19 protein-coding genes and 1 riboswitch are annotated in these 22,216 nt (G+C 64.8%); of the genes, 10 read left to right on the plus strand and 9 right to left on the minus strand.

From position 1 onward, the window contains the following. Nucleotides 1-28 precede the first annotated feature (28 nt). From ACIQTZ_RS08725 to ACIQTZ_RS08740, 4 genes are all read left to right on the plus strand, one after another. Nucleotides 29-1,540 (plus strand): CoA-acylating methylmalonate-semialdehyde dehydrogenase, encoded by a 1,512-nt coding sequence (locus ACIQTZ_RS08725; RefSeq protein ID WP_402979543.1) that lies wholly within the window; start codon nt 29-31, stop codon nt 1,538-1,540. A 68-nt stretch (nt 1,541-1,608) separates the two neighbouring features. Beyond that, nucleotides 1,609-2,526, plus strand: a complete 918-nt coding sequence (locus tag ACIQTZ_RS08730) for a sugar phosphate isomerase/epimerase family protein (RefSeq protein ID WP_400334361.1) — start codon at nt 1,609-1,611, stop codon at nt 2,524-2,526. A gap of 28 nt (nt 2,527-2,554) precedes the next feature. Next, a complete protein-coding gene (locus ACIQTZ_RS08735) occupies nt 2,555-3,568 on the plus strand; it encodes a Gfo/Idh/MocA family protein (RefSeq protein WP_402979546.1) in 1,014 nt (337 codons plus the stop codon). A gap of 88 nt (nt 3,569-3,656) precedes the next feature. Continuing rightward, a complete protein-coding gene (locus ACIQTZ_RS08740) occupies nt 3,657-4,529 on the plus strand; it encodes a sugar phosphate isomerase/epimerase family protein (protein ID WP_402979548.1) in 873 nt (290 codons plus the stop codon). A 64-nt stretch (nt 4,530-4,593) separates the two neighbouring features. Here ACIQTZ_RS08740 and iolB read toward each other — a convergent pair whose 3' ends face one another. Next, nucleotides 4,594-5,487 carry a 5-deoxy-glucuronate isomerase gene (gene iolB / locus ACIQTZ_RS08745; RefSeq protein ID WP_402979551.1) on the minus strand — a complete coding sequence of 298 codons (894 nt, stop codon included), beginning with the start codon at nt 5,485-5,487 and terminating at the stop codon, nt 4,594-4,596. A 16-nt stretch (nt 5,488-5,503) separates the two neighbouring features. Further along, nucleotides 5,504-6,244: a GntR family transcriptional regulator gene (locus ACIQTZ_RS08750; protein WP_400334182.1), complete on the minus strand. Its 741-nt coding sequence runs from the start codon at nt 6,242-6,244 to the stop codon at nt 5,504-5,506. Between the two features lie 317 nt (nt 6,245-6,561). On the opposite strand from ACIQTZ_RS08750, the gene ACIQTZ_RS08755 reads away from it, so the two are divergent. The 4 genes from ACIQTZ_RS08755 to ACIQTZ_RS08770 all read left to right on the plus strand — a co-directional run bounded on the left by ACIQTZ_RS08755 (nt 6,562) and on the right by ACIQTZ_RS08770 (nt 10,756). Continuing rightward, nucleotides 6,562-7,557, plus strand: coding sequence for a substrate-binding domain-containing protein (locus ACIQTZ_RS08755; protein WP_402979554.1), 996 nt, complete (start codon nt 6,562-6,564; stop codon nt 7,555-7,557). Between the two features lie 65 nt (nt 7,558-7,622). Continuing rightward, a complete protein-coding gene (locus ACIQTZ_RS08760) occupies nt 7,623-8,675 on the plus strand; it encodes an ABC transporter permease (protein WP_402979556.1) in 1,053 nt (350 codons plus the stop codon). A 12-nt stretch (nt 8,676-8,687) separates the two neighbouring features. After that, entirely contained in the window at nt 8,688-9,614 is a 927-nt protein-coding gene (locus tag ACIQTZ_RS08765; RefSeq protein WP_397323087.1) for an ATP-binding cassette domain-containing protein, read from the plus strand. Between the two features lie 119 nt (nt 9,615-9,733). Beyond that, on the plus strand, nt 9,734-10,756 hold the full coding sequence (locus ACIQTZ_RS08770) for a Gfo/Idh/MocA family oxidoreductase (protein ID WP_402979559.1): 1,023 nt from the start codon (nt 9,734-9,736) through the stop codon (nt 10,754-10,756). 496 nt (nt 10,757-11,252) lie between these two features. Here the strand turns inward: ACIQTZ_RS08770 and ACIQTZ_RS08775 are convergent, their stop codons facing one another. Both ACIQTZ_RS08775 and ACIQTZ_RS08780 read right to left on the minus strand, forming a co-directional pair. After that, the gene (locus ACIQTZ_RS08775) at nt 11,253-14,150 is read right to left on the minus strand and encodes a chitobiase/beta-hexosaminidase C-terminal domain-containing protein (protein ID WP_402979562.1); all 2,898 of its coding nucleotides are present in this window, start codon (nt 14,148-14,150) and stop codon (nt 11,253-11,255) included. A 126-nt stretch (nt 14,151-14,276) separates the two neighbouring features. Continuing rightward, entirely contained in the window at nt 14,277-15,053 is a 777-nt protein-coding gene (locus ACIQTZ_RS08780) for a gamma-glutamyl-gamma-aminobutyrate hydrolase family protein (RefSeq protein WP_402979565.1), read from the minus strand. Nucleotides 15,054-15,125: 72 nt separating this feature from the next. Between ACIQTZ_RS08780 and ACIQTZ_RS08785 the strand changes: the two genes are divergently transcribed. Continuing rightward, nucleotides 15,126-16,286: an LOG family protein gene (locus ACIQTZ_RS08785; protein ID WP_402979568.1), complete on the plus strand. Its 1,161-nt coding sequence runs from the start codon at nt 15,126-15,128 to the stop codon at nt 16,284-16,286. Here the strand turns inward: ACIQTZ_RS08785 and ACIQTZ_RS08790 are convergent. The 3 genes from ACIQTZ_RS08790 to ACIQTZ_RS08800 all read right to left on the minus strand — a co-directional run bounded on the left by ACIQTZ_RS08790 (nt 16,283) and on the right by ACIQTZ_RS08800 (nt 19,471). After that, on the minus strand, nt 16,283-17,095 hold the full coding sequence (locus ACIQTZ_RS08790; RefSeq protein WP_402979571.1) for a matrixin family metalloprotease: 813 nt from the start codon (nt 17,093-17,095) through the stop codon (nt 16,283-16,285). The genes ACIQTZ_RS08785 and ACIQTZ_RS08790 overlap by 4 nt on opposite strands. 230 nt (nt 17,096-17,325) lie before the next feature. Next, complete coding sequence (locus ACIQTZ_RS08795; RefSeq protein ID WP_402979711.1) at nt 17,326-18,162, minus strand: matrixin family metalloprotease; 837 nt, start codon at nt 18,160-18,162, stop codon at nt 17,326-17,328. Nucleotides 18,163-18,316: 154 nt separating this feature from the next. Next, the gene (locus ACIQTZ_RS08800) at nt 18,317-19,471 is read right to left on the minus strand and encodes a VIT1/CCC1 transporter family protein (protein ID WP_400334204.1); all 1,155 of its coding nucleotides are present in this window, start codon (nt 19,469-19,471) and stop codon (nt 18,317-18,319) included. Between the two features lie 268 nt (nt 19,472-19,739). On the opposite strand from ACIQTZ_RS08800, the gene ACIQTZ_RS08805 reads away from it, so the two are divergent. Continuing rightward, nucleotides 19,740-19,931, plus strand: a complete 192-nt coding sequence (locus ACIQTZ_RS08805; protein ID WP_397323078.1) for a hypothetical protein — start codon at nt 19,740-19,742, stop codon at nt 19,929-19,931. Here ACIQTZ_RS08805 and ACIQTZ_RS08810 read toward each other — a convergent pair. Then, nucleotides 19,928-20,266, minus strand: a complete 339-nt coding sequence (locus ACIQTZ_RS08810; RefSeq protein ID WP_402979574.1) for a hypothetical protein — start codon at nt 20,264-20,266, stop codon at nt 19,928-19,930. The genes ACIQTZ_RS08805 and ACIQTZ_RS08810 overlap by 4 nt on opposite strands. Before the next feature lie 16 nt (nt 20,267-20,282). Continuing rightward, nucleotides 20,283-20,402, minus strand: a riboswitch (SAM riboswitch). 140 nt (nt 20,403-20,542) lie between these two features. After that, entirely contained in the window at nt 20,543-22,081 is a 1,539-nt protein-coding gene (locus ACIQTZ_RS08815) for a sodium:solute symporter (protein ID WP_400334211.1), read from the minus strand. Between the last annotated feature and the right edge of the window lie 135 nt (nt 22,082-22,216).

Raw genomic sequence — 22,216 nt, forward strand, 5'->3', positions numbered from 1 at the left:
CCCCAGACAGACAAGGAAGTCCACACACATGTCGACGACGACCACATTGACCACCATCAACCACTTCATCAACGGTGGTGAAACCTCCGGTGAAGGCGCCCGCACCCAGCCGGTCTACAACCCGGCCACTGGCCAGGTCACCGCGGAACTGCGCCTGGCCAACGAGAACGATTTGAATGCCACGGTTGCCGCTGCCCGCAAGGCCGCTGATTCCTGGGGTGACATTTCCCTGGCCAAGCGCACCGCGGTGTTGTTCAAGTTCCGTGAACTCGTCGCCGCGCACGTGGACGAACTCGCCGAACTGATCACGGCCGAGCACGGCAAGGTCCTCTCCGACGCGAAGGGCGAGATCGGCCGCGGCCTGGAAGTCATCGAGTTCGCCTGCGGCATCCCGTCCTTGTTGAAGGGTGATTACTCGGACCAGGTCTCCACCGGCATTGACGTGTTCTCCTTCCGCGAGCCCCTCGGTGTGGTGGCGGGTATTACCCCGTTCAACTTCCCGGTCATGGTCCCGTTGTGGATGGCCCCGATGGCGATCGCTACCGGTAACGCGTTCATCCTCAAGCCCTCCGAACGTGACCCGTCCCCGTCGCTGCTGCTCGCCAAGCTCTGGAAGGACGCCGGCCTGCCCGACGGCGTGTTCCAGGTCCTGCACGGCGGCAAGGAAACCGTCGACGGCCTGCTCACCCACCCCGACGTGGACGGCATCTCCTTCGTCGGGTCCACCCCGATCGCCCAATACGTCCACGAAACCGCCACCAAACACGGCAAAAGGGTCCAGGCGTTGGGTGGGGCGAAGAACCACGCGATCGTGCTCCCGGACGCTGACCTGGACAACGCCGCCGACCACCTCGCCGCTGCCGCGTTCGGCTCGGCAGGAGAGCGGTGCATGGCGATCTCCGTCGCCGTCGCCGTCGGGGACGCCGCCGACCTGCTGGTGAAGAAAGTCGAAGAACGCGCCCTGGCCGTGAAGGTCAACAACGGCACCGAACCCGGCGCCGAAATGGGCCCGGTCATCACACCGGCCTCCAAGGAACGCATCGTCAAGATCGTCACCGAAGCAGAAACCGCCGGCGCCGCCATGGTAGTAGACGGCCGCGACCTCGTGATCCCCGGCCACGAAGACGGCTTCTGGGTCGGCCCCACCGTGATCGACCACGTCAAGACCGAAATGAGCGCCTACACCGAGGAAATCTTCGGACCCGTGCTCGTGGTGGTCCGCGTCGGCACCCTCGAAGACGGCATCAAGCTCATCAACTCCAACCCCTACGGCAACGGCACCGCGATCTTCACCTCCTCCGGCGCCGCAGCACGGAAGTTCCAGCGTTCGGTGACCGTGGGCATGATCGGCATCAACGTGCCCCTGCCCGTCCCGGTGGCATACCACTCCTTCGGCGGCTGGAAAGCCTCCCTCTTCGGTGACAAGCACATCTACGGCCCCGAAGGCGTCTCCTTCTACACCCGCGGCAAAGTCATCACCTCCCGCTGGCCCGAAACCCACCACGCCTCCGGCGCCTCCTACAACTTCCCCTCCAACTAGTTCCATCCGTCCTGCTCCGGCCAATCGGCCGGAGCAGGGCGGACCCTGGAAAGAAAGACACCGTGGTCATGACCGACGTCGAGAACAAGCTCATCATTGGCACCGCCCCCGACTCCTGGGGCGTCTGGTTTCCGGATGACCCCCAGCAAACCCCGTGGGAACGGTTCCTGGATGAGGTTGCCGAATCCGGTTACAAGTGGATCGAACTGGGCCCCTACGGCTACCTGCCGAACGACCCCACCCGGCTCGCAGAAGAACTGAAGCAGCGCGACCTGCAGGTCACCGCCGGTACGGTTTTCACGGCATTCCACCGCGGTGCCAAGCAGTACGACGAAGCTTGGGAACCGGCCCGCAAGGTGGCCGAACTGACGGCGGCCATGGGCGGCGAGCACATCGTGGTTATCCCGGCCATGTGGCGGGACGACGTCACGGGTGAGGCCGTGGAGAACGGCGAACTCACGGACGAACAGTGGGCGGATCTCTTCGCCGGCCACAACCGAATGGGCAAGGTCCTCCTGGAGGACTTCGGCCTGCACCAGCAGTTCCACTCCCACGCCGACTCCCATGTTGGAGCCCAGAAGGATATCGAAACCCTCCTGGCAGCCACGGACCCGCAGTACTTGAACCTGTGCCTGGACACCGGCCACGCCGAATACTGCGGTGCTTCGAGCCTGGAGCTCATCAAGAACTACCCGGACCGCATCGGCTACCTGCACTTGAAGCAGATTAACCCCGAGGTCCTGGCTGAAGTCAACGAGAAGAACATGACCTGGGCCGCTGCGAACCTGGCCGGCGTCATGACCGAGCCGCCGAACGGCCTCCCGGATCTCCGTGCCGTCATCGAAGCAGTCGAGGGCCTGAACCGGCCGATCTTCGGCATCGTGGAGCAGGACATGTACCCGGTAGCGTTCGACGTACCGATGCCCATTGCCAAGCGAACCCGCAATTACCTCCTGTCCTGCGGATCCCGTACACGGGTCCAGTAGCCAACCAAACCTCACGAAGGATAAGAAAGTGACAAAGTCTCTCCGCGTTGCCGTCATCGGCGCAGGCCGCATGGGTGCGGACCACATCAAGCGCCTCAGCACCCGCATCCACGGCGCCGAAGTGGCCGCCGTCGTCGATGTCGACCTGGCCCGTGCGCAAGCCGCCATCGAAGGCATTGACGGGGCGGTTGCCCTGGCCAGCGCCGACGAGGCGCTCAACAATGGCGACGTCAACGCCGTGCTGATCGCCACCCCGGGCTTCCTGCACGAGGAAATCCTGTACAAGGCCTTGGAGAAGGACTTCCCGATCCTGTGCGAGAAGCCGCTGACCCCGGACGCAGAGAGCGCCTGGAAGGTTGTGCAGGCCGAGCAGGCTTTGGGGCACAAGCGCATCCAGGTTGGCTTCATGCGCCGCTTCGACGCAGAGTACTCGGCGTTGGGTTCCATCATCCGCAACAGCGAATTGGGGGAGCTGTTGATGCTGCACCACCAGCACCGGAACCCCACCACGCCCGAGGGCTTCACCAACGAGATGCTGATCAACGACTCCGTGGTCCACGAGTTCGACGCGATCCGCTTCTTCACCGGTGAGGAAATCACCTCGGTACAGGTCCGCCTGGGCAAGCCGACGCGCAACGCCCCGAACGGACAGCACGATCCCCAGCACGTCCTGATCGAAACCGAATCCGGTGTGCTGGCCGACGTCGAAATCTACGTCAACGCCAAGTTCGGCTACCAGGTGGCCACACAGGCGTCCTTCGAGGACGGCATCGTGAGCATCGGCGGCGACAGCGGCCCGTACGTCCAGACAGCGGGCAAGTGGGGCGGCAACGTCACCCCCGGTTTCGAGGACCGTTTTGGTGCCGCTTACGACGTCGAGGTCCAGGCTTGGGTGGACGCGGCACTTCGCGGTGAAATCGGCGGCCCCACGGCTTGGGACGGTTATGCCACGGCAGCGTGCTGTGAGGCCGGCGTCGAGGCCCAGAAGTCCGGCGAGAAGGTCAAGGTGCGGCTCAACACCAAGCCGGACCTGTACAACTAGCGCAGCCCCACCATCACAGCGGTGGCTGGCCGGCAGTACCGCGGCCGGCCACCGTTTTCTTTCCCCAGAGACCACAAAGGAGTGCCCAGTGAAGATCGCCCTCGATCCCACACCGTTCCACCACAGCCACACCCTGCTCGAGTTCCCGCGCGTTGCTGCGGACCTCGGCTACAACTACCTGCAAATGACCCCGCATGCGGACCTCATCCCGTTCTACAACCACCCCAAGGCTGACGATGAGTTGGTTGGCAAGCTGAAGGCAGCGTGCAAGGACGCCGGAGTCGAGATTGCCTCGATCCTTCCCGTCCTGCGCTGGTCCGGTCCCGACGAGGACGCCCGCGAAGCTGCTGTTCGGTACTGGAAGCGTGCCATCCAGATCGCCGTGGACCTGGGCGTGCAGACCATGAACACCGAGTTCAGCGGACGCCCGGAGAAGGCCGAGGAATCCGAGCGGGCTTTCTACCGGTCCATGGAGGAACTGGTGCCGATCATCGAGCGCGAGGGCCTGGACGTGCTGATCGATCCGCACCCGGATGACTTCGTGGAGGACGGCCTGGCCGCACTGCGCGTGATTCGCGGCATCAACTCCCCGAACATCGGAATGGTCTACGTTGCCTCGCATACTTTCCACATGGGCAACAAGCCGCTGGAGATCATGCGCGCCGCCGGTGACAAACTGCGCCTGGTGCACATTTCAGACACCATGAACCACCACGCCTCCCACGGCCTGCGCTACATCACCAACCCGCCCGGCAACGCCGTCCGCGTCCACCAGCACCTGAAGATCGGTGACGGCGACGTGAACTGGAACGAGTTCTTCGGCGGCCTGAAGGAAATCGGCTTCCTGGACAAGGCGAACACCGTCATGGTCTCCAGCGTCTTCGCCGAGGACGAGAACGCCGAGGACGTTTCCCGCTACCAGCTCAAGACGATGACGGACTACATCGCCCAAGCGAAGTAGCGCCCAAACGCAAAGAAAGCCCCTGTGACTCGTCGAGTCACAGGGGCTTTCTGGGTTTTCAGGATCAGGCCGAGAACGGGAGCCTCGGGTCTACGTCTTGGCCATCCCAGGTTTGGCGGATCCAGCCGTGGTGGGGGTCGTCGCTGATGAGCCAGTCGCGGACACGTCCAGGGCCGGCCATGACGTTGAGGTAGTAGAGGTCGTAGCCGGGGGCTGCCATGGCGGGGCCGTGCCAGCCGTAGGGGACCAGGACAACATCGCCGGTACGGACTTCCGCGGAGACGTCGATGGGACGCTCGTCCGAGGCGTACACGCGGGCATGGCCGAACGCATCGGCGTCTTCCGGGGCGGGGGAGCCGGGAGCCACGCGGGTTTCGAAGTAGTAGATCTCCTCGAGGCTGGTTTCGCCGTCCTTCTCCTCGTCGTGCTTGTGCGGCGGGTAGGAGGACCAGTTGCCGGCGGGGGTGATGACTTCGCAGACGATGAAACGGTCGGCTTCGAGTGCGGCCGGTGTGCCGAAGTTGTGCACCTGGCGGGAGCAGTTGCCCGCGCCGCGCAGTTCCACGGGGGTTTCGGCGGCGGTGATCAGGCGCGTGGGGTACCCGGCCTTTGCCGGTGCGGTTGCGACGGCGACGCGGCCGCCGTCGTTCGTGCTGATGGTGAGGGCCTTATCGATACCCGTGTAGAGGACGTCGCTTGGCCCGTGGAAAACCGACTGCCGGCCAGCGAGACTGTACGACCCGCCGTCGACCGTCACCGTGAAGGAGCCGCTCAGCGGCACCACGATGCGCTCTTCGGCAGCGGCGGAAAGTTCGACGGCGGCACCCGGGGCGAGCGTCGCGACCTTCAGTCCCGTATGGGCCCAGCCGTCGACGGCGAGGCTGGAATCGGAGGTGCCGAGGGAAACGTCCCACTTGCCGTCGGTGGCGGTTCCAAGGGGGTATACCCAGTTGGCCATAAGTTGTGTCCTTGCGTTAGCGCTGTACGAGGGTCATTTCAAAGCTGTAGGAATCGGCGCGGTAGACGTGGTGTCCGGTTTCCACCATGCGTCCGGTGTCGTCCACCGCGGTGCGTTCCATGGTGACCAGGGCCGATCCCACTTCTGCTTCGAGGAGGGGAGCCTGGTAGTCGTTGGCGATCATGGCGCCGATGCGCTGCGAAGCGAGCCGGAAGTTCACGCCACCACGCCGCAGGATGGCGTAGAGGCCTTCGCTGGCGAGCTGGGCTTCGTCCATGCTGGTGATGTCGTCGCGGACCCAGTTCTCCATGAGGGCCAAGGGTTTGCCGCCCACTTTGCGGAGTCGCGTGAAGTGGTACACCTTGGATCCGGCAGGGAGTTGCAGGGCCGTGAGTGTCGCGGCATCGGCCTCCACGTGCGAGAAGCTCAGTACATCCGTGGTGGGTTTCTTGCCGTTGTTGCTGAGATCGTCGAACAGGCTGGAGAGTTCCAGAGGCCGCCGGACCTGGCTGGCGACCACCTGGGTGCCCACGCCCCGCTTGCGGACCAAGAGGCCGGCCCGGACCAGTTCGTCCATGGCTTTGCGCATGGTGGGGCGGGAGAGATTCAGTTGCGCCGCGAGATCGATTTCGTTGTCCAGGCGGCTGCCCGGTTCCAGGAGTCCGCTGTGGATCGCGGCTTCGATGCCTTGCACCACCTGGTGGTAGAGCGGCACCGGGGACGAACGGTCGATGCTGAGGCTGAGTTGGTTCGTCACTGTTTCCTCCTGGACGGCTGGAAAGGCCGGCCGGGGAGCAGGGTCACGGCTCCTCTGCCGGATGGATGAGTTTGTCCGCTCATGTTCGCTTGATAGGACATACTGCCTTTTTCTGATCATAGCAGCCGCTATCGGGCCGTCAAGGAATTGGTCTCGCCCGGAAGTATGGCGCCGTCATAGAGAAGGGTTTACGTAAAAACATCCTAATGTCAGGACAAACTCTTGACAAAGTGTGAGGTCAGTCACCATGATCTGAGTAGTGGCTGATCCGGATACGAGTCTCCGGACACCCCAAGCTGAAATCAAAGGAGATAACGGTGGCAAAATTCTCGTGGCGCAAAGCGGCACTCGCCGCAGCAGTGGTTCCCCTGATAGCACTGAGCGCCTGTTCGAGCCAGGGCGGAAAGCCTGCAGACAACGGCGGTGGGGCTGCGGCAGGCCAGGCAGCTTCCACTGACCGCATCAAGGTCGCCCTGATCACCCACGCCGCAGCCGGCGACACGTTCTGGGACATCGTCCGGAAGGGTGCGGAGGAAGCTTCCTCCAAGGACAATGTTGAACTCCTTTACACGAGCGACCCCGAAGCCGGGCGCCAGGCGCAGTTGGTCCAGCAGGCCATCGACCAGAAAGTGGACGGCATTGCCGTCACCATTGCCACACCCGACGCCCTGAAGGACGTCCTCAAGAAGGCAACCGATGCAGGTATTCCCGTCGTCAGCCTCAACGCCGGAGAATCCGTCTCGGCAAAGCTCGGCGCCTTTACCCACTTCGGTTCCAACGAGCAGCTCGCTGGCGAAGCAGTGGGAACCAGGCTCGCTGCGGAGGGCTACAAGCACCCCGCGTGCGTCATCCAGCAGCAGGGCCACGTGGGCCTCGAAGCCCGGTGTGCAGGCGTGAAGGCCAAAGTCCCCGCAACAGAGATTCTCTACGTTGACGGCAAGGACATGACCGCCGTGCAGTCCACCGCAACGGCCAAGCTCCAGGCTTCGAAGGACGCTGACGTCATCATCGGCCTTGGCGCCCCCATCACCCTGACGCTCCTCAAGTCCGTTACCGATGCGGGCAGCTCGGCCAAGGTGGCCAGCTTCGACCTCAACGCCGAACTCGCCCAGAAGATCGTGGACGGCAACGTGATCTTTACGGTCGACCAGCAGCCGTGGCTCCAGGGCTACATGTCCGTTGACGCCCTGTGGCAGGCCAAGCGTGGCGGCTTCAAGATCGGTGGCGGCCAGCCCGTCCTGACCGGACCCACCATCGTGGACAAGTCCAACGCTTCCGACGTCCTCAAGTTCGCCCAGCAGGGCGTCCGCTAGATCCAGGAATCCGGCTGCGCGGCGATTCGCCCGCCGCGCAGCCTGACCAACAAGGAGTCATTCCTATGGCAAACACAGCAACCCTGCCGCCGGCGACATCGCCCGGTGACGAGCGGGTCGGGCGCCGGAACCCGTTCCAGAAATTCCTCGCACGGCCCGAGGTTGGCGCACTCGTTGGTGCCGTTGTCCTCTTCATCTTCTTCGCATCCGTCTCGCAGACCTTTACCCAGCCGAATGCGCTGGCTACCGTGCTCTACGGTTCCTCCACCATCGGGATCATGGCAGTGGGAGTGTCCCTCCTGATGATCGGTGGTGAGTTCGACCTCTCCACGGGTGTGGCCGTCATCTCCTCGGCCCTGACCGCATCGCTGTTCAGCTGGTACTTCTCCATGAACGCCTGGGTTGGCGTGGCTCTGGCCTTGGTAGTGTCCCTGGGCATCGGCTTCATCAATGGGTGGATCCTGGTCAAGACCAGGCTGCCCAGCTTCATCGTCACCCTGGCCACCTTCCTCATGCTGACCGGCCTGAACCTGGCACTGACCCGCCTGATCGGCGGCTCCGTTTCTTCCCCTTCGATTTCCAAGCTGGACGGCTTCGATTCCGCCCGCGCCGTCTTCGCCTCCTCCATCAGCATCGGCGGTGTTGAAGTGAAGATCACCGTGTTCTTCTGGATCGTTCTAGTGCTGATTGCTTCCTGGATCCTGCTAAGGACCCGCGTCGGCAACTGGATCTTCGCCGTCGGCGGCGACGCGAATGCCGCCCGCGCCGTGGGTGTTCCGGTGACCAAGACCAAGATCGGACTGTTCATGGCAGTCGGTTTCTGCGGCTGGATCCTGGGCATGCACAACCTGTTCGCCTTCGACGCCGTGCAATCCGGTGAAGGCGTGGGCAACGAGTTCCTCTACATCATCGCCGCAGTGATCGGTGGCTGCCTCCTCACCGGTGGCTACGGCTCGGCCGTGGGCGGCGCGATCGGTGCATTCATCTTTGGCATGGCCAACAAGGGCATTGTCTACGCACAATGGAATCCGGACTGGTTCAAGTTCTTCCTGGGCTTGATGCTGCTGCTGGCCACCATCGTCAACCTCATCGTCAAACGCCGGGCAGAACTGAAGTAAGGGGCCGGACCAATGAATGCACACCAGATCGACCAGCAGACCCTGCTGAAAGACGAGAAGGACCCCTTGACCCACACGCCCGTGCACCTGCTCTCCCTCGAAGCCGTGGGCAAGCACTACGGCAACATCATCGCCCTCCGGGACGTGACCATGGCCGTGGACAACGGCCGCGTCACGTGCGTCCTGGGCGACAACGGTGCCGGTAAGTCCACGCTGATCAAGATCATCGCAGGCCTGCACCAGCACGACGAAGGCAGCTTCAAGATCATGGGCGAGGACCGCAAGCTCGGTTCACCCCGTGAAGCGCTCGACGCCGGCATCGCAGCGGTGTACCAGGACCTCGCCGTGGTGTCCCTCATGCCGATTTGGCGGAACTTCTTCCTGGGCTCCGAACTAACCACAGGCGTGGGCCCGTTCCGCCGTATGGATGTCCAGAAAATGAAGGACATCACCAAGAAGGAACTCGCGGACATGGGCATCGACCTGCGCGACGTGGAACAGCCCATCGGCCAGCTCTCCGGCGGTGAGCGCCAATGTGTGGCGATCGCCAGGGCCGTGTATTTCGGCGCCAAGGTCCTGATCCTCGACGAACCCACCGCCGCGCTGGGAGTCAAGCAGTCCGGCGTCGTGCTCCGCTACATCCTGCAGGCCCGCGACCGCGGCCTGGGGGTCATCTTCATCACCCACAACCCGCACCACGCCTTCCCCGTGGGCGACCGGTTCCTCCTGCTCAAGCGCGGCAAGTCCATCGGCTACTACGAGAAGAAGGACATCACCCTCGAAGAGCTGACCGCCCAAATGGCCGGTGGCGCCGAACTCGCCGAGCTGGCGCACGAACTCGAACAACTCGGCGGACACTCGGACGCCCTGGAAGAAGTCAAAGCCGAAGTAGCCGACGTCGCCGATGCCGCGCCCGAAAGCACCACCAAACGGCACTAGTTCGCCCGCGTACGGGCCCCGGCTGATGCACGTCCGCCGGGGCCCTTCCGTGGTTTCTGTGTAGGCCGGAGAATCGCCCGCAATTGTCCGGCAAAAGCCCCGCAAGGAAGTGAGACAGCATGAAAGAAGTAACCCTCGGCCTGGTAGGCGTGGGCCGGATCGGCGTGATGCACGCAAGGAACATCAGTGCCTTGAACGAGGTCCTCAACCCGGAAGGGACTGCCGTGCGGCTCAAGCTGACGGACGTCGCGCAGGAACACGCCCGGTCCGTGGCTGCGGACTTCGGAGCGGAGTTCCTGCCCTCCGTGGAGGAACTGGTTGCCTCCGGCATTGACGGTTTGGTGATCGCCACAGGCACTGCAACCCACCCGGACCTCATCAGGGCGGGCGTGGACGCGGGGATCCCGGTGTTCTGCGAGAAACCTGTGGCCGTCAACGTTGCCGAATCCCTTCCGGTGCTGGACTACATCCGGGAGAAGGGCGGCACCGTCCAGATAGGGCACCAGCGACGGTTCGACGCGGGCTACCTCGAGGCGAAGCGGGCCTACGACGCGGGCGAACTCGGTTGGATCCACTCCGTCCGCGCCGTCACCTGTGACATGACACCCCCACCAGTCGAATTCCTCGCGACGTCCGGGGGCCTGTTCCGCGATTGCTCCGTCCACGACTTCGACATCCTGCGCTGGCTAACGGGCAAGGAGATCGTGGAGGTCTACGCCAAGGGCTCCAACAACGGCGACCCCGCGATCGGTGAGGTGGGCGACGTCGACACCGCTTTGGCGGTGGTGACGTTCGACGACGGCACGGTGGGAACGGTCTCGGCCAGCCGCTACAACGGGGCTGGCCATGACGTCCGGTTGGAATTGCAGGGGTCTGACGGTTCAATCCTGGTGGGGATGGACCACCAGATGGCGGTACGTTCAGCGGAGTTGGGGATCGCGTTCCCGGCCGGCGAAGCCCACAAGACTTTCGCCGAGCGTTTCCACCAGGCCTACCGCTCGGAGATGGCAGCGTTCGTTGAAGTGATCCTTGGCGAGCGCAAGAACCCCTGCACGCCGGAGGACGCTGTGGCCGCCTCCCGCGTGGCCGACGCAGCCCAGGAGTCACTCGAAACCGGCGTCCCCGTCAAGGTGCGCCCCTAAACGCTCTCTCACCGAATCCCCCTTTTGACCGGTCCCTCTCTCATCCAATGCCCCCTTTTGACCGAACGTTCTCTCACCGAATGCCCCTTTTGACCGGTCCCTCTCTCACCCAATGCCCCTATCGACCGAACGCTCTCTCACCGAATGCCCCTCTTGACCGAACGTTCTCTCACCGAATGCCCGTTTTGACCGGTCCCTCTCTCATCCAATGCCCCTATCGACCGAACGGTCTCTCATCGGCCGCAGGAGGGCCCGACGTCGGCACGCGGGTGAGTGCCGACGTCGGGCCTTCCTGCGGTTGGCTTTCTTGAGGCAAGTGAGAGGGCGTTGGTGGGAGAGGGCGGTTTGGTGAGAGAGGGTCGGTGGCGGAGGGTGATTCGGTGAGAGAGGGTCGGTGGGAGAGGGCGGTTTGGTGAGAGAGGGTCGGACGTGGCTGACGCGGGCCGGAAGAGTCTGGGGGAAAACTCCGACCCGCGCCAGGTTCAGTGGGGGTTGTTCAGGCGATGACCTTCATCCCCTGCCAACCCGCGCCCAGGCTGATCGGCGGCACATTTCCCAGAGTTCCGCCTCCCGATCCGGGGTAGAGCCACAAGTTGTCTCCAATGCGGCCCAGGACGTCGTTCTTGCCGTCGCCACTTAGGTCCCGGGGGCCGGCGAGTGCAGTGCGCGTATTCCAGCCCGTAGCGATCTGGTTCCACTGCAGCCAACCTCCGGAGCCATTGCCCGGATACAGCCATAATGCTCCCGTATCCGTTCGGCGCGCCAGTACATCGGCTTTGCCGTCTCCGTTGAAATCGCCGGTGCTGAAGATGGCGTTCATGATGCCCCAGCCGGTGCCCACTGTGTACGGGGTGCGCTGGCCACCGTTTCCGTTGCCCTCGTACAGCCGGAGCTCACCGTTGCTGCGCCGGCCCATGAAGTCAGGGATTCCGTCGCCGCTGAAGTCGCCGGGGGAGAACAGCTGGGTCATGGTGCTCCAGCCCGTGCTCACCTGGGTCCTTGCGCCGAAGCTGCCTGCACCGTCACCAGGGTAGAAGTACAGGATGTCCCCGGCACGGGCCAGGAGATCGTTCTTGCCGTCCCTGTTGAAGTCGCCGGGAGTGATGGTGTCCGTGATCGAGGACCACGCAGGGGCGGGCAGGGCCACCTGCCGGGGGAGGAGCCCGCCGGAACCGTTGCCCGGATACAGGTAGAGGTTGCCTGCGGTGTCCGCAGCCAGGACGTCCGCACGCCCGTCGCCGTTGAAGTCATGGGCCGACGGCGGTCCGGCTGCGGGCACGGTGTAGGTCTGGGTTCCCGCTGCCGAGGTATTCCCGGCCGTGTCCACGCCGATGTACTTGAGCGTCAGCGTGGAGCTGCCCATGACGATCGGGGCCGTGTACTTGAGGTTGGTCGCCGATTCGGTAGCCGTGGGGGTACTTCCATTGGTGGTGTAGTAGATCGTGGCCGGCTCATTGGCGCCGAGGCTGATGGTTGCCCCACTGGCCAAAGCCCTGCCGGTGGGATTGGCAGTGATCACCGGTGCCGTGGTGTCCGGGGGCACTGTGTACGTCTGGGTAGCGACGTCGGAGGTATTCCCTGCCGTGTCCTTGGCGTAGTACTTCAACGTCAGGGGGCCGGGGCCGTTGAAGGTGACCGGTGCGCTGTACACAAGTCCTGCTGTCAGCGGATCCGTGCCGTCCGTGGTGTATCGGATCTCGGCCGGCTCGTTGGCGGTCAGCGCGATCTTGGTTCCCGCCGCGTAGGCTCCACTGGCCGGGTTGGCCGTCACCACGGGCTTGGTGACGTCAGGGCCGGTTGAGTACATCTGCGTGGCGACGGCGGAGGAGTTGTTCGCTGCATCCACGGCGAAGTACTTCAGGGTCATCGCACCGTTGAGGGTGATCGGGGCCGAGTACTTGGGACTGGACGTGGTGGGTGTACTTCCGTCCACGGTGTAGTAGATGGTGGCGGTCTCGTTGGTTGCCAGGGTGATGGCCTGGCCGGCGGCATAGGTTCCGCCCGGCGGAGTGGCCGTGACGACGGGTGCAACGGTGTCTGCCGTGACGTACGCTTCAAACTCGGAAAGACCGGCGTTGGTGGTGCCCGCACTGACGGAGGTGATGTTGAAACGTACCCAGCTCGCGGTCCGTGCCGGGAAGTTGACTGTCAGGGCTGAGCCGTTGTTTGGCAAGGCCGGGACCGCCACGGTGCTGCCGTCGGAGAAGGTAAGGTTGCCGCCGGTCACTTGGTCAGTGAGGACAGGCCTGTCCGAGAGCGTCACCGCGTTGATGGTCCGCGTGGGCGAGAAGTTGTACTGGATCCAGCTGCCGGTTTTTTCGCCGGCGGTGACCCACTCCCGGGTAGCGTCCATCGGCGCGCCCCAGAAGTACCCGTCGCGTGCCTTTTCGGGGCTCTGGGCTGCAGCTTTCTGGGACGAAGCCGTGACGGTGGTGCCCGCCAACTTGGCTGCGTTTCCTACCCACTCGATGGCCGTGACATATTGCCGTTTGAGCCATTCGTCGTAGGGAGAGTCCGGGCAGCCCTCGCCGGGGCTGCTGCAGATGTACATGTCGAAGTCGGCGAACCGCACGAAGGTATCCACTTTGGCCGTGAGATCAGCACCCGTCACGTTCTGCGGATACTCGTCGATCACATACGCGTCGTAGGCGATGGAGGTGTGCGGACCGGTGTAGCTCCGGGTAGCCAGTTGGGCGAACTTTGCCGTGGCCCAGTGGTCGCTGTGGTCGTAGGGGTTGTTGAAGTTCCCGGTCCAGTCCTGGGTGCGGAACGTGGTGGGCTGGAAGTTGGCCACCAGTCGGTTCAGGGCGTTCTGGAACTGCGTCTTGGTGAACGTTGCTGCGTTGTCCACGGGCCGGATGGAAGAGAGACGTCCGTCCCAGAGTTTCAGGATGCTTTGGTCGTTGTACGCGGCGCTGCCATCGCCATCGGGGAATCCGTCGGGGAGCCGCATGAACACCACGGAAATGTTGGGTGCCCCGTTGAGCGTCTGCATGGTCAGCGGCCTGTTGGGGACACCGGCGTCCGAGGTGGTCCACGAGTCGGCGACTCCGGCCATCTTGGAGTAGCTCGCACGGATGCCTGCTTCGAGGCCGCGCCAGTACGAGGCGCCTTCTCCGGCTTCTCCGGCGGTGGTGAAGACCGTCTGCACACAGCGTTTGGCCTGGATATCCCGCATGAAGTCGGGGCTGAGGAACAACAGGTCGTCGTCGGTGTGGGCCACGATCTGCATGGCCCCGCCGGTTCCGGCGCAGGGTGGGACTGCGGCGGCTGCCGGCGCAGCGCCGCCTAGGACAAGCCCGCCGAAGGCCAGAGCGGAAGTCAGCAGGATGCCAAGGAGGGAAGCGGGAGTCTTCGGATGACGGTGTGGATTGGCGGGTTTTGAACGGACCACAACAATGCTCCTTTGAGCAGACGTTGGGCCCCCCAGCCGGCGAACTTAAGACGCCCTTGCGACGTCATTCGAATGTAATTGTGCGCTCCAGGTCCCCAGAAAGTAAGGGAACTGATGCAGTGAGCGTTACTGTACTCCTCCGGGCCGGTCCTGGGTAGCTTTCCGGCACACTTTTACGAAGGCGCTGAAAGGCAGGAGACGCTCGGCGGAAGGAAGCTGGGCTGCTTCGGGGTGCCACTGCACGGACGTCACCCACCGGGAGGGATCTTCCAGTGCTTCGATGGTGCCGTCGTCGGCAATGGCTGTGACAGCCAGGCCCTCGCCGACGGTAGCCACGGCCTGGTGGTGGCCCGAAGCGATCTTGACCGTGGTGCCGTCCGTGGAGCCGTAGAGGGCAGCGGTCCGGGAGTCGGGGGCCAGTACCACGTCATGCCACGCCCACTCGCTCGCGGCGGCATCATCCGGATCCAGGCCGCTGTGCACCACGGTGGACGGAAGCATGTCCTGGATGAGGGTTCCCCCATAGAGGACATTGAGGAGTTGGTGTCCTCGGCAAATGCCAAGGAGCGGCAGACCGGCGTCGAGCGTTGCGCGCGCAACGGCCAGGTCCAGCGTGTCCTGTTCGGGGTTGACGTCGTAGACGGCTTCCACCGGTTCCTGTCCGTACAGCCTGGGGTCAAGGTCGCCGCCGCCCGGCAGGAGCACCCCGTCCAGCGCGCCCAGTTCTGTTTCCAACACGGATTCCGGGGTCAGCAGCACCGGCTCGGCACCGGCCTCGCGGAGCAACTCCACAATGAACACGAACAGTTCGTTGGCCTCGCCCACCCGGGCGTCCGGGGCGTCGGAGCTGCTGAGGCGGATGGGGACGCCGATGCGCGTGGGAGCGCCGGAAGTGTTGGTCATGCTTCATGATGCATGGGCGGTGTCCAGGGCCCCAAACGGCGGTGTAACCTTCCGGCGCACTACGCTGAAACCATGAATCCCTCCGGTGCCTTGAACCCCAGCCCCCGGACGCTCGACGTCGAAAGCGTGGTTCACTTCGACCGTTTGGTGGGGGCCGGAGCTGCTTCCATGCACGGCTGGCACGCGCAGTCCCTGGACCTCCGCGGGCGCTCACGGGAACTGCTTTCCCTTAGCCCGCAGGGTGCCATCTTCCTGGGATGCACCTTCGACGACGGTGTGGAAGAGACCCTCCGGGGCCGCGGCGCTTTGATCTTCCCCAAGCTGCGCGGAGTGCCGTTCAACCCTTACCGCGGCAGCCTCTACACCGCACAGGAACTCTACGAAGACATCTCCGCCACTGAGTACGAGGACACGCTGGATGCCAAGGTCTATCAGTGGAGCATCCTTCCGGGCCAGCGCTCAAGCCTCGATGCGACGCTCGCCGCAGCACTCCATGACCACGCGATCGGCGACGCCCTGGATGAGGCGCTCCAGAACGGGGCCTTCCCGGGTTCCATGCTGGTGGGAGTCATGGGCGGCCATGCTGCCCAACGCGGCACCCGGGAGTTCGCTGATGCTGCCCGACTGGGACGCCTCCTCGCGCAGGCCGGTCTCACGGTCGCCACGGGCGGCGGTCCCGGTGCCATGGAAGCGGCCAACATGGGTGCGTACTTGAGCGAAACGCACGACGACGACTTCCGCGCGGCGCTGCAGGCGCTCGCCGGCGTTCCGGGGTTCAGGCCGTCGGTGACGGCGTGGGCGCGCGAGGCCGCCGCCGTCGTCGACCATCATCCGGAAGGCACCGCCACGCTGGGCATTCCCACCTGGTTTTACGGTCATGAGCCACCCAACCTGTTTGCGACGCACATCGCCAAGTACTTCGCGAACGCCATCAGGGAGGCCATCCTTTTGGAACTGTGCAACGGCGGAATCGTGTTCCTCCCGGGCTCGGCCGGGACCGTGCAGGAGATCTTCCAGGACGCGTGCGAGAACTACTACGGTGCGCCGGAAACCGTCACGCCCATGGTGCTGGTGGGACGCGAGCACTGGGAACGGAGCTTTCCCGCGTGGCCCATGCTGCAAAGCCTGGCCGCGGGAAGGCCCATGGCTGAACGGATCTTCCTGGTGGACACCGTGGAGGAAGCGGTGGACATCGTGGCCGGACGGGCCGGGCGTCCTGTGCAGGAGCGCTAGAAGTCCTTGCTGCACGGACCGGAGCCGAGCTTGGCCAGGCCCGTCAGGTCGCCGGCCGCGTATTGGCGCACCCACGAGGCTTGGTCGTACATGAGCTGGCGGGGATCATCCACGTGGTCGAGGCCCAGGACGTGTCCCAACTCGTGCATGATCACTGCCACGCCGATCTCGCGGCCCTGGGAGGACCCCATGATGCCGGCGAATTGCGGCGCATCCAGGGACACCGTGCCGGTGACATAGGCCTTGTAGCCGTTACTCAGCCCGATCGACGAACTGCCACCCAGCCCGACGGTCTGGCCCGTGAGCCGCGGGACCTGCTCCGGGGTGGTCCAGGCGATCAGGACGGGAGCCCAGCGGTCGCCGTACATCTCTGGCTGGTAGCCGGCCCTGTTGCTGGTGGGCTGCTCCGAGGTGGGACCGTCGTAGATGAAGTGAAGGCCAGTCGCCAGGCTGGCCTGCCGCACGGCTTCCTCCACCAAGGATTGCCAGGACGCAGGAGCCAGAGTCGAGTTCACCACGTAGTGGATGGGGCGGCAGGGGGAGTAGGCCACAGGTGTGCCGTCCGTCTTGAGCGCCAGGAACTTGTAGGCTGTACTGCTCCGCTGCAGGGGTGCGGGCGTGCCCAGGGGAGCGTCGGCCTCCTCCCGCCCTGGGACAGGGTCTTCCCGTTGTCCGAACGGCAGCACCCCCGGGCGCGGGGACTGGCTTTGCGGTGCATCCGAACCCCACAGCGGCTGCAGGTCTCCGCCGAAGTAGGCACCCGCGCAGACCAATCCCAGGACCCCGAAAAAGAAGAAGACCGCGGCCACGGTGCGGTGCCTTATCTGTGGAGTGGGTTGCTGCAGCGGTCCCTGTGCAGGAGGGAGATGACGCGGCGGGGGATAGGGGTCTGGCCCTTGTGGCGACCCATCAGGTTCCATCGAACCCCCTGACGCGACGGCCCGGAACCGCGGTTGGGGCGCCGCCGTCGGCCGTTTGGGGACAGCATAGGACCGCGCCCGCCGGGAAGTCCATGGCTCGGCCCCAGCCAGGAACCGGCCTAGATGTCCTTGCGGCAGGGGGCAGATGCCAGCAGGTGCAGGCCGGTCAGGTCGCCGTCAGCCAAACCATCAGGTGCGCCGATCTCCGGATACATCAGCTGCACCGGGTCATCCACGTGGTCCAACCCCATCACATGGCCCAGCTCGTGCTGCATGACGGCCAGGACGTAATCCGAGCCGCCTTCCTCAGCCAGGAGCTCGGAGATCTGTGGCGTGTCGAGTTCCAGGCTGCCCGTGATGTAACTCTTGGGTCCCTTGTTCAACCAATACATGCTGCTGCCACCGGTGCCAATGACCTTGTCCTCCAGCGCGGGTGCGGCCTCCGGGGTGGTCCAGGAAATCAGCAGCGGTGCCCAGCGCTCGCCGTACTTCGCCGGTTGGTACGGCTCCCGCTTCGCAGTGGGCAGCTCGTCCGTGGTGCCGTCATTGACGAACTGGATGCCCGTCGCGGCCGAGACGTTGGCCAAGGCCGCCTGGAAGAGTTCATCCGTTCCCGCGGGTGCCGAGGCGTCATTGACCACGTAGTGCAGCGGCCGGCACGGCGAATAACCAACCGGAGTGCCGTCGTCGTTCGTGGCCAGGAACTTGTATGAATCGCTCGTGAAGGCCGGTGCGGGAGGCGAGGCGAGCGGGGCATCGGCCTCTTCCAGCCCGGGTGGGGGAGCATTGTGGGCGCGCGCCGGGTTGTGCGTGCCTGGTCCGCCTTGTTGGGCGTTGGGCAGGGCGGCGCCCGGGACCAGGGCCGTAATGCGTGGATCGCCGTGCAGGAAACCGCTGACCAGGACGGCGACTACAGCGGCAACCACCGCCATGACAAGGCCGAGGAGCAAACGCAGCGCCTTGCCGGCACGGCGGGGTTCTAGCGCATGCGACTCCCCATGCTCGGTGTCCACGGTTCTCCATTCCTCAGGCCCCGTTCACGCAGGCAGCGCAGAGGACGAACCAACATTACGGGACCGGGGTGGTCCCGTCTATTCATGCCGGCGAGGCCTAGACGATCACCGCTCCGAAGAGGAGGCCCAGTCCGTAGGTGGCAGCTGCGGCGCCCAAGCCGATGGCCAGCTGGCGGAGGCCACGGCTCAGCGGGGACGTTCCGGAGAGCAGCCCGACGACGGCGCCCGTCGCCAGAAGTGCAATGCCCACCAGCGCTCCGGCCAGGATCAGGGCGTTCCAGCCGACCATGCCGAAGACGAATGGCAGGATGGGGACGATGGCGCCCGAGGCGAAGAAGCAGAAACTCGACATGGCAGCGCCCCATGCGGAACCGACGGTCTCGTGCTCGTCCGCCACTTCTTCCTTCTCTGGCTGGAGCGAAAGGCTGGGATCGCAGTCGCAGCTGAAGAGCCCCAGGCGCTCTGCGGCGCGGTGTTCAGCAGCTTCCCTGGTCATGCCGCGCGCCAGGTACACCAGGACGAGTTCGTTGTGCTCCACGTCCAAGGACGGCGCTGCGGCCAACGTGGCCTGGGTGGGAAGGGTGGCGTTGAGCAGTTCCCGTTGCGACCGGACGGAGACGTACTCGCCGGCACCCATGGACAGTGCACCCGCCAGCAGGCCGGCAACGCCACTCATCAGCACCACGGCACTGGAAACGCCCGTCGCGGCCATGCCCATCACCAGGGAAAGGTTGCTGACCAGGCCGTCGTTGGCGCCGAAAACCGCTGCGCGGAACGTGCCGGACAACCTGTTGCGGCCGCGGGTTGCGAGGCCGCGGACAACTTCCTCGTGGATTTGCTCGTCGGCCACCATGGCGGGGGTGGCGTACGGGTCGGTGCCATAGGGGGAGCGCCCCTCAGCACGTTGGGCCAACGCGAGGACGAAGACGGATCCGAAGTGCCGCGCCAGGAAACCGAGGAGCCGGCTGCGTGCGGACGCCGCCTTGGGCATGCCGGCGTGTTCCCCGAGCAGCTTGAGCCAGTGGGCTTCGTGCCGGCCTTCCGCTTCTGCCAGGGCCAGGAGGATCTGGCGTTCCTCGCCGTCACGGCGTTGGGCGAGTTCGCGGTAGACGGCGGCCTCGGCCCGTTCGTCTGCCAGGTACTGCCGCCAGCGCCGGATATCCGACTGCGTGGGTGTTCGCGGGGCTTCGTCTGCGGGGTGGGGGGCCGGAGCGGGGCTCGACGGACCGTGGGATTCCTGGTGCTGTTGCACTGTTTCTCCTGGGCTTGATGGGACGGTTACGGCCCCTTTGCACCGCCCACTGTACCGCTTATTTCCGGGGATTTTTGGCTGGTATTCCTTAGCGGGAATGTTCGGCATGCCTTAATTCCATACCCTGCTGCAGCGGCGCTGTGGCCGTCGGCAGCCCTCCCTTGACCCCTTCCTGAGGCGGTGCTCAGATGGTTAGACAGGGGCGGGGCACTCCCCGCACATCGGTCAGTGGACCGCCTGGTGCGGCCCATCGGACGGAGGTTGCAGCATGAGCACCGAATCACATCCCCACCACCCGGAACGGGCAACCATCGAATCGGATCCGGCCTACGATTACAACGAGGACCAGGAAGTGGACGAGGCCTGGGCAGAGGAAGGCGAGGTGGCGGACGACGACGAGCGCATTGTGCCGCTCGATGAGGCCGAGGAAGAATTCCGCGGCGACGGCGACGAATCCTAGGCAGCCGGCACCAGGCTGAAGTGCTGCTCGCGCCCCGCGGTATGTCCGACGGCGGCCACCGCCACCGTCAGCGTCTGCGACGCGGAACACCAACGTGCGGCGCGGACGGACCGTGCCAAGGCCGCGGCCAGCAGCCGGGGCTCAGGGTGGTGAAATCGTTCGGCGCGGCCGCGCGCTGCAATGATCACCGTGCCTTGGACGAGATCGACGACGGGAATCACCCGGACTGCGGGGGCGGCGCTTTCGATGGGGCTGGTGTTGACCAGGGCCGCTTGGGATGCGCCTGCTCGGTGTGCGGGATCTTGGATCGTGCTGGTTTCAGCCTGGTACGGCAAGGACTGCTCCTTGGTGGGAGTGCTCTTGCCCGCTCGGTTGTCTCTGGTCCGGGGCGGGCCGCTTCCTCATCCGAACCACCCGTGAACATGGGGTTGGTGTGCGGCCAGTCGGAGCTTGGCGCCACATCTCTTGAAGCTGCGTCCTATCCTAATGCCTCCCCGCAATGGGGGTGGGTGTGCTTGTGGAAGCCGGGGACGACGCAAACGGCGACGCCACCCCGCGAAGGGTGGCGCCGCCGTCGTACATTGCCCAGGTGGCCACTGTGTGGCCGGACTCTAGGCCTTGTGGCTGGTGACCGGGTGGGCGTCCAGCGGGAGCTCATCCGAGATGGCTCCAGCAACCCGCTTGTCCCACGCCGCGCGGACGGCGGCATCGGTGGGCGGAGTGAGCAGTGAGATCACCACGAACGTCACGAACGAAGCGCCGAGGCCCCAGTAGATGGGATCGTTGGCGTAGACGCCGTCGGCGCTCTCGATCACACCCGTTGCGAAGAGGATCAGCAGGACCAGGGTGAGGACCGAGCCCACGGCCATGGACCAGGCTGCCGCGATGCCGGTACCGCGCTTCCATACAAGGCCGCCGAGGATGGCGACGAGGAGGCCGCCTACCAGGATGTCGTAGGCGATGGTGAGGGCCACGACCACGTCCTGGGCCGCCATGGAGATCAGGACCGCCAGGACGCCGAGGCCGAGGACCCAGTAGCGGTTCGCCTTGACGTCGTGCTCGGGGTTTTCCGTGTCGTCGGTGTTGATGGTCTTGCCGAACCAGCTGGCGACGAAGGGGACTACGTCTGCGCGGGCCACTGTGGCCGCGGCAATGAGTGCGCCGGAGGCGGTGGACATCATCGCGGCAACGGCAGCTGCCATGACCAGGCCGCCAATGCCGATGGGCAGGATGTGCGTTGCCACCTCGGCGTAGACAACGTCCTTGCCGAGGTTTGCCACGTCGATGTCCGGCAACGCCACGCGTGCGGCGAGGCCGATCAGGGCGCCGGCTACACCGTAGAGGATGCAGTAGACGCCGGCGGTTGCGCCGCCCCAGCGTGCAACCGTGGGGGTCTTTGCCGTGAAGACGCGCTGCCAGATGTCCTGGCCGATCAGGAGGCCAAGCGTGTACACCACGAAGTACGTGATGATGGTCTGCAGGCCGATGCCGTCGATCTGGAAGAAGCTTGCATCAACGCGCTGGCGGATGCCGTCCAGGCCGCCGGCTGCGTTCATGACGAACGGCAGCATCAGCAGGAAGATGCCCACGGTCTTGATGATGAACTGGACCTGGTCAGCAAGGGTGATGGACCACATGCCACCGATGGTGGAGTAAACCAGCACGATCGCACCGCCCACGGCGATGGCCAGCCAGCGTTCCCAGTCGAAAAGGACCACGAAGATGGTGGCGTAGGCGCCGGTGGAGGTTGCGCAGAGCATGAGGGTGTAGGCCAGCATGACGATGCCGGAGGTCTGGGTGGCCTTGCTTCCATAGCGGAGGCTCAGCATCTGCGAGACCGTGTAGATCTTCAGGCGCTGGATGGTGCCGGCGAACAGCAGGCTCAGCAAGAGGACGCCGGCGCCGATGGCCACCACCAGCCACATGCCGGAGATGCCGAACTTGTAGCCCAGGCCAACGCCGCCAACGGTGGATGCGCCACCCAGGACAACCGCGGCCATGGTGCCGGTGTAGAGGAACGGTCCCAGGCGGCGGCCGGCCACCAGGAAGTCGCTGTTGTTCTTGGTGCGGGACTTGCCCCACCAGCCGAACGCCAGCATGGCAAGCAAATACACCACCACAATGGCGATGTTGATGAACGAAGAGTCCATGAGTGGCTCCTTGGAGCTGATGCACGGAGGTTGGGGTATTCGACGATACTCCTGCAGGGCGTCGAAGTCTCTGTGCTGACGAACGGAGTTGGACGTGTGTTGTGTGCCTCACAGACAACACTTGTTGCCTATGAG

The organism is Paenarthrobacter sp. NPDC090520, from assembly GCF_044769205.1.
GTDB lineage: Bacteria > Actinomycetota > Actinomycetes > Actinomycetales > Micrococcaceae > Arthrobacter.